A 15,623-nucleotide genomic window follows, 5' to 3' on the forward strand; every position below is an offset into this window, starting at 1 on the left:
TTTATTATACCGATTTAATCTTAAAGAATATACAATAGGTCACCGGAAGCACGAAGATGGTCAGGATGGTCGAAACGAACAGACCTCCCATAATCGTCGCCGCCATACCGGCAAACATGGCATCACCCAACAACGGCAACATACCCAAGATCGTTGTGCCCGATGCCATCGTCACCGGAACGATACGCGTCTTGGTTGCTTCGATCACCGCATTGACCGGCGCCAGGCCACTGTTGAGCTGCAACCCGATTTCGTCTACCAGCACGATCGCATTCTTGATATTCATACCGATCAGACCTAACAGACCCAGCATGGCAAAGAAGTCGAGCGACTTGCCGAACACCAGCAATCCCAATACTACACCGATGAAGATCAGCGGCAACATACACATGATCAATACCGGCTTCCGGTAATATTTCGGGAACAGGAACAACAAGGTGACATAGATCAAACCGAACATCAACGGGATGTTGGCGGCAATCGCCTTGTTACCTTTATCCTGCTCGGACTGCTCGCCGAAGTATTGCAGTTTATATCCTTCGGGAACCTGTACCTCCTGCTGGATCTCCTGCCACAACTGGCTGAAAGCGGCCATCGTATTGGCGCCGCGTTTCGGTTCGCACTGCATCATCATATAACGCTGGCGATTGTAACGCTTCACAACACTGTACTCGTAATCGAGCGAGAAGTCGTCGGTCACCTGTTCCACTTTCACGGAGCGACCTTTGGCACTGTAGACCGGCAAGGTCTTGATATCATTCAGGTTCATGGAGTCACGATCGGCATCTTTCAGCAGGATCGGCATAAACACATCCCCCTCACGGTATTCGCCTAAAGGCACGCCGTTTGTAGCCGAACGAAGCGAATAGGCCATCTGCTGGCGGGTGATACCTAAGCGGAGACCTTTCTCCTGCGAATACAACGGCTTCCATACCGGAACCTTGTTTCCCCAGCTGTTACGCACTTCCATCACCATCTCGTTCTTGCGGGCGATCTCTTGCGCACGCTGCGTCAGAGCCACCAGCGTATCGATATTATCGCCAACAAACCCGATTTCAATTGCGGCATCAGGCACGGGAGACAAAGCAAACAAAGCTGAACGGGTCAAAATATCCGGATAATTGGCGACCATATATTCATAGAACTTGTTTTCCTCGCTCTGCGCATCTTTCGCGTCCTTGGTCTCGATCAAGACATTGGCGAAGTTCGGTTTCGGACCGATAGAAGAACTTGCCAGGTAATAACGCACCGGTGAGCCTCCCATCGTAAAGGAATAGGATTTGATATTCTCGTTATTCTTAAGATATTCCTCGATCTTGATCACATTCCTTTCCACATCGTCGATACCATACCCTTCCGGGAAGATCAGGTCGGCACGGAAATACGGCTTATTCATGATCGGGAAGAAACTCTGCGGCATGATACCCATGATAAACAGAGACAAGAACAAGGTCGCCACAACCGAAGTAAGCGTGATGTAACGGCGTTTGATCAGGCGGCCCAATACTTTCTCGAACCGATGGTACAACTTCGTGTCATACGGATCTTTGGATTCGCCCGGTTTGCCTTCTTTCAGGATGAAACTACCGAAAGTCGTTGTCTGTGTCAAAGCCAATACCCAACTCAGTCCGAGAGATACGGCAAGCACGATAAACAGCGGTTTGACAATTTCGGCTACGGAAGCCGGCGCCAAGTACATCGGCAGGAAAGAACAAACAGCGATAAAGGTTGCCCCCAGCAACGCCCATTGCGGTTTGGTAGCACCGTCGACCAACGCCTGGTAACGTGACAGGCCCCGCTTGATACCGACCTGTGCGTTATCGGTCACCACAATCGCATTATCCACCAGCATACCCATCGCAATGATGAATGCAGCAAGTGAGGTTCGGTTCAGCCCGACGCCCCAGATCAACATGATCAGCAAAGTGCCTCCGACAGAGAAGAGCAGCGAACTGCCCACCAACATACCGGCACGCGAACCCATCACGAGGAAGATAATCACGATCACAATCAGCAACGATTCGATCAGGTTCAGGATAAAGCCGTTGTTCGCCTCATTGGCAATCTTATTCTCCGGATAGATGGTTTTCAGCTCCATGCCGATCGGGAACAGCTGTTCCATCTCTTTCAGATGGTCGGCAACCGCATTACCGACCGCCACCACATCGTCTTTAGACCCTGTAGCCACGCCGATACCGATCGCCCGTTTGCCATCCACACGCATCAGGTTGGAAGGAGGATCCATATATCCCCGTTCGACTGTTGCGATATCACCCAGACGGACTTCACCGCCGCCTTTTGTCACGATCAGCTGGTCGCGTATATCCTGGATGCTTTTATAAGTACCTTCGGCACGCACACGAAGTTGGTAGGTTCCGGTCATGATCTCGCCAGTGTTGACCAACAGGTTCTGCGTTTGCAGGACTTGCTGTATCGAATTGGGGTCGATCCCCAGGTTCGCCAGCTTGGGAACGGAGATACGCACATTCACGACTTGCGTCTGCTCGGCAAACAGGTATACTTTCTGCACACCGGAGATCGGCGTCAGTTCCGTCTTGATCTTCTGCGCCCAGTCGCGCATATCATCGTAGGTAAAACCTTCATCGGCCGTCAAGGCATAATAGATACCGAACACGTCCCCGAAGTCGTCACTCACATTGATGGCGGATGCACCACTCGGAAGGCGGGGTTGTATATTGGCTACTTTACGCCGTAGTTCGTCCCATTTCACCGGCATGTAATCCGGAGCCAGGGTCGGTTGCAATTCGATCGAGATCTTCGACATGCCGAAGTAAGATTCAGACTTGATCTGGAAAACATCCGACATGGACTGAATTTCCCGTTCGATAGGTTCCGTTATCAACTTTTCCACCTCCTGAGGAGTAGCACCCGGATATTGCGTAACCAAAACAGCCTGCTTGATTACGAAAGGCGAGTCCTCCTTCTTCGGCAATTTAAAGAAAGAATATATACCCCCGATCAGCATCACTGCCAGGAAGAAGTATATAATCTTCTTATTCTCTAAGGAATATACTGGAAGATTCATTATTTATCAGCTTAATCTGTTAATACTTTTACCTGTTGTCCTTCCACAAGTCGGGTCGCACCGGCAGAGACGACCTGGTCGCCGGCTTTCAGGCCTTTTACGATCACCACATTGTCTTTACCGACCAATTCGGCTTCTTCAATCTGGCGACGTTCCACTTTTTGCGACTGCGGATTATAGACAAACACAAATTTGTCGCTGTTCTCTTCGCTTGCCACGATAGCAGAAAGAGGTGCCAGGACAGCGCCTTCGCTGAAACTCTCGCTCTCGATATGCAGGATGACACGGCAGGAGAAACCGACAGCCACCTTATATTTATTGAGGTTAAATTCAGGATCGTCGATATACAGGAAGACGGGTACGCCCGAACCGTCGGGTGATGCTTCCACATACTCTTTCACCTTTGCCTTGAAACGGACTCCCTTATAGTTGTCGAACTCTACATATATATTATATGAATAAGAGAAATAGACGATATTCGTTTCCGGGATCGTAAACTGCACCTGCAACTTGTTCGGGTTGATCAGGCAGACAATACCCTGTCCGGCCTGTACCTTCTGATAGTTTTCGACATATTTCTTCTGGATGAAACCATCGAACGGAGCACGCAGTTTGGTTTGTTCCAACTGGTTCTGTGCATATTCGAATGCAGCCTTTGCATTGGAATAAGAGGCTTCGGTCGTTTCATATTCCTGCTTGGAAATTGCCTGTTTGGATAACAACTTCCTGGCACGTTGCAACTGCGCTTCGGCCGTTTGGAAAGAGGCTTTCTTCGCTTCATATTCCCATTTGAAGTCCTGCGGGTCGATCTCTGCCACGACCTGTCCCGTACGGACTTTTTGCCCTTCATCCACATTCAGCGAAACCAGCGGCCCGGACATTTTAAAGGCCAGGTCACTGAACTGGTCCGGCGAAACGACGCCGCTAAACGACTTTTCCACTAAGTTCAATGAGGTCACTTCCGTCAGCTTTACCGGACGGGGACCTTGCTCCTTCACCGGCGGCTGACTGCACGACATCAATGCTGCCAATACAAAAACGGGGATTAATTTACCATTCATGATAACTTGCATTTAGTTATTTGTTATTACTATTATATTCTGATTATTAATTGTATATCCAAGCTTTTACACCATAACAATACAACATTCTTTTAAAATCTATTGTTCCGGTTTCCACCGGGTTTAAAAGCGTATCCTCTGATAATTTTTCAGATATATGCATTAAAACGACCAACTGCTCCAATCGACCGCCGCCTCCATTTCTTTCTCCTGATCGTCGGGGATAGACGGGAAGAAGTCAATGCCTGTTACCTTTTCCACACTGTCGATAGGTATCACCATCGATTTCAGCGAATTATCTTTATAGTCCCTATTTTCGAAAAGAAATCCGATACCTTTATAACCCTTCTCCGTATGGTAACATAATACTTTATAAAAAGATTTGGGTATCGCCACCTTATTTTTTCCTAACCGCTTCATATCGCCTGTAATGACCGGCCCCGTAACAATCAAAAGCGAACCGTTATCCAACGCCCACAAGCGGCACTGTTCCTCGAGGTCTTTCCAGATACCCCGGTTTAATTTCGGTTTTTGCGGGCAGATGTTGCTCAGGTAAAAAGATTCGCGCATGGCTTTAGCAGACCATTTCATATCGCCTGCCGGAGCCAGATGGCCACGATCGTAACCCGTGCGTGTGTAATCTTCATTCGTTGCCGTTGCACCTTTCACCAACGGGTCTGAGACAAACTTATTGGAGCGTTCCGTCTTTTTACTCTTGGCTTCCGTAGCGGTCAATTCGTATGCTACCCAGTTGGCTATGCAATATTCGGAATTATAAGAAACCGTATATCCCTCATGCTTGATAACCTGCTCCCGGCGTTTCTCCTTCAAGCGGGGTATCTCTGTGTCTGCAGGGATTTTAAAAGTCTTTGTAGAAAATTTGACAGGCGCTTTCTTTGCAGGAGTTTTGTCCTGTACATTTTGTTTGGAAGTAGTTACAGCCTTCCCTGAAGAAACAGCATCCTGTCCCTTTTTCTCAACAGCCACCGGTTTGTGACCAGCCGCCGGAGCAAAGTAATCATATATAAACAGAAATCCAATAAAACAAGCCACTACGATAAAGGCTCCAATAAACATTCGCTTCACAGTGGAAAGGAAGGACGAAGTCTTTTGAACCTTTTTCCGCGGTTTCCTTGCGCTTTTTCTTTTTGCCATCTCTCTTGATAAAACCTATTCCTATTCAACCGCAAAAGTAGGCAATATAAAGATGCTATACAACATATGCAAAGAGAATGTATTGGTTTGGATTGTTAGAAAAAACGGGTTAAATGCAATGTCAATCATCCGAATGAAGACCGGCATTCCTTCTCACACACTCCCGGCTTATATTGGCATAACAATAAATTCCAGATTCATGATAACTATATTGGGGGCAAATAACCTGTTCCCCCACATCTATCACAAGTATCAAGTTTATGCAGCAAACGATTATTTTCATCACAAAACATCAGCCCCCCCTTTCCCCACCCTATATGAATATCTCGAATCTACCTATGCAAAAGTGTGTGTCCGGACTGAAAAACAAATTTTTATGCCCTATTATTCTGTAATCAGTGGCACTGATTATAAAATCACAACCATTGATTATATAATTACTGGCTGCGATTATATAATCAGTGGTTAAGATTTGGAAATAATACGGCAAATAAGTATATTTGTAAGCAAGGAGCGAAAGGATATTCCTATAGCAAGCAAAACAATTTATATACAGCAGGCATGGCAAGATATATCACACAGGAAATGAGCGACCTCAACGGTAAAGGCGAGAAGCGGGTATTCTACCGGATGAAGATAGAGGAAAACATCGATTCGAATCAGTTCATGGATGAGATTGCCTACCCCGGATCAGGGCTGAGCCGGGCGAGCGTGGTGTCGGTGATGACCGCCGTGGCGGAACAACTGGCACGCTGCATGGCGGACGGACGGTCGGTGACGCTCGAAGGGATCGGGACGTTCAAACCCAAATTAGGCGTGGTGAAGAACAAGGAGGCAGAGAACCTGAATGAAGAGGAGCCGAAACGGAACGCACAGAGCCTTGAGGTGAACGGCGTCGATTTCAGGGTGGACAGGAAATTGGTACGCAACACCAACCGGCGGTGCCGGCTGGAGCGCGGGGGAACCAGCCGCATCCAACCTTCGCCCTACGAAGAGAAGGAGCGGCTGGCACAGGCCTTGCACTACTTGGACGAACATCCTTTCATGCGCATATCCGACTATATGCGCATCACCGGGCTGAAACGGACAAGCGCGACATTGGAACTGCAACGCTTCCGCCACGATCCTTCCAGCGGGATCACCTTTTCCGGTTGGGGGAAACATAAAGTGTATATACGCAGGAAGGAGGCGTGACGGTATAAACAGGCATATAGCAAAAAAGGCCGGGGGTTCCTATTCGGAGACCTCGGCCTTTTCATTATTTATCCGGATATGGCAAGCTCTATTTCGCCAAGTGACGCCCCGGACCGAAATGCTTTCGGGAGCCGTCGGTCAAGATGACTTCGGCGGTCGTTCCGTCGGGGACGGAAAGGGCGGCTTCGATCTTTTTCCCCTTCCGCTTGAGCGACACCTCGATCTTGCCGAAATGCGTGTCGACCGTGGCGGATGCTTCGGTCAAAGTGCCCATTTGGGGGCGGACCTTGAAGGAGCGGAAACCCGGAGAAGTCGGTTCGATGCCGCATACTTTCTGGCTCAGCAGCGTAAGCGGGCCGCCACTCCATGCATGGTTGATCGTACCGCCGCCAAAACCGTCCGGGCCGATCCCCCACCCTTCGAACAGGGTTGTGTATTCGGGATAATTCATCATTTTCGTATAGCGCTGTTTAATCCTTTCCAGAGCAAACGCAGGTTCATTCATTTGGAACAAGGCCTCGAGCACATACTTCTCCATATAGGGGCTGGCATGATATTCCTTTTTCAAGACTTTTACCAAGGCGGGATATTTATCGGCGGAAGCCAGACCGGAAACGACAGCCATTGCCTGCGCACGGTCGTCCGTTTCTCCCTTATAGCCGGGAGAGCGATAGGCCGAACCTGTCCAGAACTTCGTGTCGAAGCATTTCCCGATGCTGTACATCATACGGCTGATCTCGTCGGCATCGGCCGTCTTCCCGAGTTGGAGGGCAAAGGCTTTCTCTGCTTTCAACGCCAGGTAATACCAGCAGTTGGCCAACACGCCCATATCGATGTTTTCACCCCAATCGCCCCAGCTCCAATCGCCGTCGCGCTCCATGACCAGGCCGCTCTTGTCGACTTGCCAAACTTCGTGCAGATAGCGGTACATACGGTCGTAAATACCGGCGACAAAGCTACTGTCGCCACTATAATAATACTGGGTGTAGAAACCGTACCAGCCCACAGATGCCAACATTTGCAACGGCAGTTCCTTCCGCCAGTTGCCGGCCGGGGCCGGAGCGAAAATCACGCCGTCTTCGCGTTGCCAGTTCATCAGCTCGTGAATCCCTTTTAGCGCCAGTTTATGGCTGGAGGGAGAAAGGGCATAGAAAGCCTCGCCCAGTTCGTTCACTTCGTCACCCCACCACTGCGCCCGTTCGCGATCCGGACAATCCATATAGCTGTCGCGCATCGTTATATATAGGGTACGGGCCGAACGTTTCCAGAGTTCGTTCATAAACGGATCGTTACAGCTGAAAGAACCCGTGAATTCGGTATTATAACCCGTCTCCCGGAATTTCACGTCCAACACCTTCACGCCTTCCGGCAGGATATATAGCATCTCGTGGCCGTTCATCCAGCCGTAGCTCTCGTATTCCTGCACACCGTCGCGCGTGATATATTCGGCGCGGACGTTATATTGGGAACCGCCTTCATAGTTGTCCGTCCGGATATGGATCACCTTGCCGGCAGGAGCTTCCACTTTCAGGTAAGGGGTCACCTGGCCGTTATAAGGCAGGCGGCAATAAAGCGTATCGCCGGCAGCCGACCGGCGGACACTGGCATACGGCTTCAAGCCATAGTCTTTCCATAAGGGTATCGGACGCTCGACCAACTTGCCCAAAGGTGCGACCCCGACAGGCGAAATGATCTCGGCATTCGGCATCTTTCCCGCGTAGCCGGGCTGGTTCCATCCGGACATTTCCATCCGGGCATCAAAACGGATGTTGCTTTCCGGCAAACGGAAATTCGGATAGGGAGCATCCGTATCCTGGTATGCATCATATACGGCGCATTGCCAGCTCTTGTCGGAAACGATCTCGATTCCGGGAGCGACCGCTTCGAACAGCAAAGCCGCCAGCCCGCTGTTCACATGGCTGAACCCGCTTTTGCCGAAATGCCAGACCAGCACGGCAATCGTATTCTCGCCGTTTTGCAGATAGGGTGCGATCTCGACCGGGTCGTAATAGGTATCATAAGGGGAAGGCCCCCGTTTCAATCCGCCTTCGAAGACCACTAAGCGGCCGTTTATCCATAGCCAGTATTTGCTATCGGCAGCGATACGTGCGGTAAGCGTCTGCGGGACTTTGTCTATATGGACGGCCTTACGGAAAGCCAGCCAGGTGTTTGTCGCGCTCTGGCAACGTTCGGTATTGATCCAATGCGCTTTCCAGTCGGATTGGGCTTGAACGGATGCGATACATCCGATCAACAGCAATAGCAAGAAATAATTTTTCATCCTATTCTTGTTTAAAGTTTTACATCATAAAGCGAACATCTGTTGGAGGGAGCGTCTCCCTAATGTTGGAGAGGGCGCTTCCCTAACGTTGGAGAGGCTATGCGCCTAAAAAGTGTTAACGTGCGTACCGGAACCGACCGTCTTCGTCTTGTCACCCACCCGGATCTCGGCCGTACAGCCAGAGGGTATTGTCACGGTGAGCGTAACCTTATCGCCCTCACGTTTCCACTGGCTTGAAATCAATCCCCGTACGGAACGATACTCACCTTTCGCCCAGTCCATTCCTTCCACAAAATGGGGAGTAATCAGGATATGGCGGAAACCGGGTTCGGCAGCATCATAATTGATACCGGCAAGCTGGTTCATCATCCAGGCGGAGACATCTCCCATAAAGACATGGTTCAGGGAGGCATCCCGGAACTGCGGACTCAACGTCCAGGTTTCAGGCAACGTCGTATATCCCATTGTTTCCACCCAATAGCCCCAGGAGGGCGCTTCCGTCTTCGTGATCATCTTCATGGCATCCTCGACATAGCCGTAGCGGGTCAGCATGGCCGGGACAGATTTGCTTCCCAACAAGCCGAAATCGAGGAAATGGTTGTTGGCACGCACGACCTCGCAAAGCTTATCGGCCACCAGCTGTTCCTTCCCTTCCGGAACGATTCCCAAATAGAGGGCAATCGCCTGCGCCGTCTGGGTTCCTTCGGCATAGACTCCCGTTTCGGGATTGAAGAATTTACGGTTGACCAATGCTTTCAACTCGTCGGCTTTCTGCCGGTAAGGGGTGGCATCTTTGCCCAACAGTGCGGCAAAGCGGGCCATCAAGGTATAATCCAGATAATAATAAGCCGTGGAAGTATAGGTGTTATCGGTCGTAGACTTCCAGTACACCCAGTCGCCCAAACCGAACGTCAGGTAGCCGCCGTCTTTCTCTTTCGCTTTCAGATAATCCAAATAGCGCAACATCGTGGGATAAAGGTTCTCGATGCTGCGTGTTTCACCGTAATAATTATACAGGGCATTCGGGATGATAAACATGGCGGCATCCCATACCGGGCCGGGCCATTCGCCGTATCCCCAACCGCTGGACGGGATAATGCCGGAGATTTCACCGGCTTCGCGCTGGTTGTCGATAAAGTCATTCATCCATTTCTCATACAACGTGATGCCGTCGAAGCCCAACAGGCCGAGGTCGATCGCGACATGCGCATCGGCCGTCCAGCCGTTCTTTTCACGCTGCGGGCAGTCGGTCGGAATGCTGTGCAGGTTGCTGCGGTAGGCTTCCATTGTCGCCTTCCATATTTTGTTCAGCAGCGGATCGGAGCAAGAGAATGAACCGGCGGGTTCAACTGCCGTATGCATAAACAAGCCGGTCAGGCTCTCCTTTGCCAGGGTTACGGGAGCAGAGCTTTCGACTTCCACGTGCTGGAAGCCATGATAGGCGAAGGAAGGCATAAAGATTTCCTCCTCGCCCGTTCCTTTCAGTGTAAAGACATCCATCTGGAACACTTCGTTCGGTTTTACCGGATGATAATAGACGTCGATATTTCCCGGTTCCAGACGTCCGTCCGGTTTCAGCAGTTCGCCATGCTTCAGGGTGATCCGTGTGCCGGGAGCGCCTTTCACCTTTAACCGGGACAGGCCGGCAAAGTTCTTTTCGAAAGAGAAGACATAGAGTTTGTCGCTGAACTTCTTCATCGAGACGGGCGACAATTCTTCCGTAATCCGGATACCCGGCATCTGCTGGGCGACCAACAAGGGAGCCGGGGCTTCCGTAATTTGTACCGGAGCCCACTTGCTGTCGTCGAAACCTTCCGCATTCCAGCCGTCCTCTTCTAACGTGGCGTCGTATTTGTCGCCGCTGTAAATATTATTATAAGTATAAGGGCCAGTCGCCGTACGCCAACTCTCATCGGTAACGATCACCTCGGTCGTGCCATCGGTATAGCGGAGGCGCAGTTCGCAGAGCATCCGGGGACGGTTACGCCAACGGGCAGTCTCGAAATCCCAGACAGCCTTGGACTGTATGTTGTGCCAGCCGTTGCCCAACGCCGAAGCGACTGCATTTTCACCTTTCTTCAACAAAGGAGTCACATCGTGCGTCACATATAGGATGCGTTTGTCGAAATGCGTATAGCCCGGATCGAGGTAGTTCTCTCCTACCCGCTTGCCATTGATAAACAGGTCGTAGTAACCGGCGGCGGCAACATAGACACGAGCTTCTTTGACCTCTTTCTCAAGCGTAAAGGCTTTACGGAACATGGGGGCCGGCTCGAACTCTTTGTCGTGGCTGTCGGTTATCCATTTCCCCGACCAGTCGGACGGATTGAACTTGGCCGTTTCGAAGGTAGCTGTTTCCGAAGTCTCGCAGACATCCCCGTCCTGGTCCCATACCGTCACATTCCAATAGTAACGGGTATGCGGTTCCAATGTCATGTTGCCAGTATACGGTTGCAGGTTATCCGGCGAAGTCCCGATACGGATTTCCGAACGGGAAGCGAGGAAGTTCTTCTCTCCACCTTTGTATTCCCAGGTGAAACGGGGATTTTTTGTATCTAAACCGATCGGTTCGCGCAGGTATTCGGTTCGCAGATTAACCGGAATCGTAAGTTCGTTTTTGCCCTTGCAACCCAGCAACGAAAGGAAGGCAAGCGAGCAGATCAACAGCGTGTTTTTCTTTCCCATATCTTTATATCATTTAATTATCGTAATACTTTTACTTCGGACGGCGCATCGATCCGGCTCTTGACTTCACCGTCTACGCCCATCTCATGCCGGATCGTGATCAGGCCGTAGGGAGTCGGGAACGTTCCTTCCACCCATTTCAGGTCACCCAAATGAGGCGTGATCCGGACAACACGGCAGCCCGGTTCCACAACCTGGACACCCAACACATATTCACTCAACCATGAGGTCGGACCGGATGCCCAGCCATGACAGAGGCTATGGCGGAAACCTTTATAGCAATAAGCGCCATAGTCGCCGTGGATATCTTTCTTGCCTGCCGGAACGGGTTCGTCGATGCGCGAAGCACCGGGCAGCCAGTCTAAGTTGAAATCTTCCCAGAAAGTCGTAGCGCCAAGATCGATCATCGCTCCCCAATATTGGCGGATCACGTCGATCGCCCCTTGATAATTGCCGGCGGCGGCCATTGCACGAAGCATATAATAACCATAGAATGTAGAGAACCCATGTCCGCCATTGACCGCGAGATATTTCCGATCGGCCTCCTCCGGCTTCATCAGACCGGCCAACGCCAACAGGGAAGCCGCCTGCTTCGAACCCGGAGCATCGGGGGCGACACCTGATTTCAGGAAAGGCTTTATCACTTTAGGGGCGGCTTTGACCATACGGTTCCTCACCGCCTCGCATTCAGCGGCCAACGCATCTTCGCCTAATACCTTGCAAAGTTCGTTACCGGCTTTCATCGCCTGCAACATCAGGGCTTGCAAACCCGCATTAATAGCGATCTCGTTTTCGCTGGAGGGCCAATCGAGGAAACGTCCGCCTCCATCGAGCCTCTCGATGCCTTCTTTATCCACCTTAGAGATCAGGAGGCGAAGCAAGCCGGTCAGATAGCTTTTCTGTTCCTTCAGATAAGCCAGGTCGCCCTGATAGTAGTACCAGTCGCGCTGTATCAGCAACCACCAGATGGAATAGCTGCACATCCCGTTCATCCACTGTGGCAACGGTGTGATGTCGCGGGTCAGGTCAAGGCTCTTCGGGATGACTTCATTATAACCGAACACGGTATTGACCGTCATCACTTCCGGATGCAGGTCGCCGATCCAGACTAAGCGGTCGCGCTTGATCCCGTCCCAGATATATTCCTGCATATTCAGATGCACGGTGTAAGCGCCGGTCTGCCAGATTTTGTTCAACCGTTCGTCATTGCAACGGAAAGAACCTTTATAAGGTATATCGCGGAAAGTAGAGATGGCCCGGACCTCTTTCAACTGTAACTCAACGGAATCATCGAGGAGGTCGATGCGTACAAAACGGAAACCGGAATTACCTACTTCCATGACCCCCAGCCAGGGCAGGCGAATGGTGAAATCGCGCATGGCATGATCGTTGGTAGCTCCGTTTACTCCGTCGACATCACACATCGCTTCGCTCACCGACTCGCCAAAACGGACACGGACGGCGATCGGTTCGTGCGAGGCCGGCATTCCTGTCACGATTTGAAGGCCTCCCTGCAGTTCTTTTCCGAAATCAAACAGGATGGCGGGATGTTGCCGGCCGGTACTCGTGAGTTTGCAGATGGAACGGTTTGCCAGATCGGATTGTCCGTTGCCGGGAAGAAGCAAATGGTCTGCACCTTGTATTAATTGACTTTCTTGTTGCCAGACAATGCGCGTAGGAGAAAGATATTCGCGCACACGGCTATCGCGCTGCTGGGCAAACAACGGGATTGAAATGAATAAGGATATAAGAATAAACAGTTTTTTCATGGTACATGGTATTTATAATGATTTGTCTGTTACTTTTGGCTTGATCCAAAAGTAACCAAAAGATCAAGGCCGAACCTGCTTCGCTACTCCGTTCCCTTCGTTCGCTGTCGCGTCTGAAACTCGCTTCGCTCAAACAGCAGACGCTCCGGACGCTCACTGCGGTCACTGCGCTTAACGCTCACCAGCTTAGGCCGGAAATAGAGCCTGACGGCTCTTTTGGGATGGCCGATACTGCCTGCTTCTTTGTGATTCCGCATCAAGTGCGGGAACAGGCTTGTCCCCGTGCTCCGCACGGGGACGCAAAAGAGCTGTCGGTGTCGGCCATCCCAAGAGAAAGCGCAGCTTTCTAAGAAAGGCCTAAGCGGGTGGGCGTTAAGCGGAGGGCAAAGACGAAGCGTCCGGAGCCTGCGCTGTCTGAGCGAAGCGAGTTTCGCAGGCGACAGCGTAGTCTTTGCCCGGAGTAGCCCAGCCGGTTAAGCCTTGATCTTTTGGTTACTTTTGGATCAAGCCAAAAGTAACAGACAAATTATCATTTACGATCACAATCTATCACAAACCGAAAGCCGGGACCAAATCATCCAACTGCTTGTCGGTCATGCCGGCGGGTTCGCAACCTGCCATGCGTGCGCTAAAATAGATCTGGGCGGATTTGCTCAGGGTATCGATTGCGTCGAAGCATTCGATCAGGTCTTCGCCGACTGCCAGGATGCCATGCTTTTCCCAGAATACGACATCGTGTTTTTCCAATTGCTTGATGGTGGCACGTGCCAAATCCAACGTTCCGGGGATTTCATACGGAACGATGCCGACACCTTTCGGGACAATGATACGGCATTCCGGAATCATGCTCCACAACGTACGGGTGATGACGTCCGAATCTAAGAACGGTTTGCAATGCGTCATGCCGATCAGATCGGTCGGGTGCGTATGCAGAACGACTTTATTGTCACGGCCCAGGGCACGCAGATAATTATGCATCATCAGATGAGAAGGCAGTTCGGAGGTCGGCAAAATCAATTGCTCGGCTATGATATCATAACTTTTGCCATCCCCGGCGATACGGATCAGGGAACCGTTGGCAAACGGGTCCTGTGCGACATAGCGCATCCGCTTTCCGGTACCGGTGACATAAAAAATATGCCCGGCGAGGGCGGTCATTGCTTCCTGCAACGGAATAGCCGGCCCCAGTGCGGGGAGCGCTTTTTCGACGTCGCTCATCAAGTCGGTCAGGTTTACGGAAATGTTACCGCCGTTACGTTCCGCCCATCCTTTTGTCCAGAGATAACCGGCCACTTCGGCGATACGGCCGATCTCGGCCATCAATTTTTCATTGTTTCTGATTGTTTCCATTTTACTTATTATATCTTTTTTTATGAGGGACACGCCCCCGACTTAAAATCGTCATCTTAAATCAAATTAGGCAGCAAAAGCGAGAATATCAGGAGGCACATGCCGCATATCAGAACGATGATCGTCTGCCGGCTCACCCCTTTCCATTCTTTCAGGATAATGCCCCACACATTGCTGAAGATCACATTCAGCGACATCAGGATACTCCATGAAAAAGCCAACATCACCGGAGAATCGGCAAAATAGCTCTTTCCCATTCCCAGCCCGAAGAATTGCGAATACCACAAAACACCTGCCAGCGCGCAAAATAAGACATTATTCAGCAAAGTACCGCCCGATACGGAAAAATAATCTTTCCCCGTCCCGTTCTTTACATTCTGGAAGAGACAATAAGAAGCGTTCGTGATAAAGCCTCCGATCGTCACTAACAGGATGACCGGGTTCAGTGCGAACAATTCGCTTGCGCCGGACTGTTTCGCCTTCTCAAGAATCGGAGCACCGGATTCTAAGCCCAGATTGAAGCAGGCACTCATCACACCGGCCAAAAGAGCGACAAGCAAGCCTTTCGTCAACGCAAAATCCTTTACTGCCGCTTTCTTCTCCTCCTCGGTCATATTACGGGCTCGAAGACTTCCGGCATATCCGATCACGGCGATACCGGCAAGCGTGATGCATACACCGATCAGCAAGACCAGTCCATCGCCATGAAACAAATCCGTTCCGCCAAAAACTGCCGGGAAAAGCGTTCCGAAACCGGCACACGTTCCAAGCGCGATGCTCTGGCCGAGCGCCACCCCCAAATAACGCATGCTCAACCCGAAAGTCAGGCCGCCGATTCCCCACAGGACTCCGTAGATAACAGCTCCCGCAGCTCCGCCGGCACTCCACAGTTCCGAAAGGCTGCTACCGTCGGGAATGGCCAGCTGCGCCCCTAAGAACGGAAAGACGAGCCAGGCAAAAATGCCCTGCACCAACCAAAAACTTTCCCAACTCCAATCCTTGACTTTATTGATCGGAACATAGGAACTGCTCTGTCCGAAGCTTCCGATCGCAATTATGATTAATCCGATGATTATTTCCAT

At 51.0% G+C, this 15,623-nt stretch carries 9 protein-coding genes; 1 reads left to right on the forward strand and 8 read right to left on the reverse strand.

Annotated features, from left to right (window positions below):
- Positions 1-4 precede the first annotated feature (4 nt).
- From ACPYIV_RS06690 to ACPYIV_RS06700, 3 genes are all read right to left on the reverse strand, one after another.
- Positions 5-3,046, reverse strand: a complete 3,042-nt coding sequence (locus ACPYIV_RS06690) for an efflux RND transporter permease subunit (protein WP_293733831.1) — start codon at positions 3,044-3,046, stop codon at positions 5-7.
- A gap of 11 nt (positions 3,047-3,057) precedes the next feature.
- The gene (locus ACPYIV_RS06695; RefSeq protein WP_293733832.1) at positions 3,058-4,107 is read right to left on the reverse strand and encodes an efflux RND transporter periplasmic adaptor subunit; all 1,050 of its coding nucleotides are present in this window, start codon (positions 4,105-4,107) and stop codon (positions 3,058-3,060) included.
- 162 nt (positions 4,108-4,269) lie between these two features.
- Positions 4,270-5,262 carry a DNA/RNA non-specific endonuclease gene (locus ACPYIV_RS06700; protein ID WP_425886187.1) on the reverse strand — a complete coding sequence of 331 codons (993 nt, stop codon included), beginning with the start codon at positions 5,260-5,262 and terminating at the stop codon, positions 4,270-4,272.
- A 561-nt stretch (positions 5,263-5,823) separates the two neighbouring features.
- Between ACPYIV_RS06700 and ACPYIV_RS06705 the strand changes: the two genes are divergently transcribed.
- On the forward strand, positions 5,824-6,456 hold the full coding sequence (locus tag ACPYIV_RS06705) for an HU family DNA-binding protein (protein WP_293734793.1): 633 nt from the start codon (positions 5,824-5,826) through the stop codon (positions 6,454-6,456).
- A gap of 88 nt (positions 6,457-6,544) precedes the next feature.
- Here ACPYIV_RS06705 and ACPYIV_RS06710 read toward each other — a convergent pair whose 3' ends face one another.
- The 5 genes from ACPYIV_RS06710 to rhaT form a co-directional block, all read right to left on the reverse strand.
- Positions 6,545-8,737, reverse strand: a complete 2,193-nt coding sequence (locus ACPYIV_RS06710) for an alpha-L-rhamnosidase C-terminal domain-containing protein (RefSeq protein WP_425886188.1) — start codon at positions 8,735-8,737, stop codon at positions 6,545-6,547.
- 105 nt (positions 8,738-8,842) lie between these two features.
- Positions 8,843-11,422 (reverse strand): family 78 glycoside hydrolase catalytic domain, encoded by a 2,580-nt coding sequence (locus ACPYIV_RS06715; RefSeq protein ID WP_425886189.1) that lies wholly within the window; start codon positions 11,420-11,422, stop codon positions 8,843-8,845.
- 17 nt (positions 11,423-11,439) lie between these two features.
- Positions 11,440-13,191, reverse strand: a complete 1,752-nt coding sequence (locus ACPYIV_RS06720; RefSeq protein WP_425886190.1) for an alpha-L-rhamnosidase C-terminal domain-containing protein — start codon at positions 13,189-13,191, stop codon at positions 11,440-11,442.
- A gap of 549 nt (positions 13,192-13,740) precedes the next feature.
- The gene (rhaD, locus tag ACPYIV_RS06725) at positions 13,741-14,541 is read right to left on the reverse strand and encodes a rhamnulose-1-phosphate aldolase (protein WP_293734571.1); all 801 of its coding nucleotides are present in this window, start codon (positions 14,539-14,541) and stop codon (positions 13,741-13,743) included.
- Positions 14,542-14,597: 56 nt separating this feature from the next.
- Positions 14,598-15,623 (reverse strand): L-rhamnose/proton symporter RhaT, encoded by a 1,026-nt coding sequence (gene rhaT / locus ACPYIV_RS06730; RefSeq protein ID WP_293734570.1) that lies wholly within the window; start codon positions 15,621-15,623, stop codon positions 14,598-14,600.

The sequence above is a fragment of the Parabacteroides vesiculifaciens genome (assembly GCF_049860805.1).
Classification (GTDB): domain Bacteria; phylum Bacteroidota; class Bacteroidia; order Bacteroidales; family Tannerellaceae; genus Parabacteroides.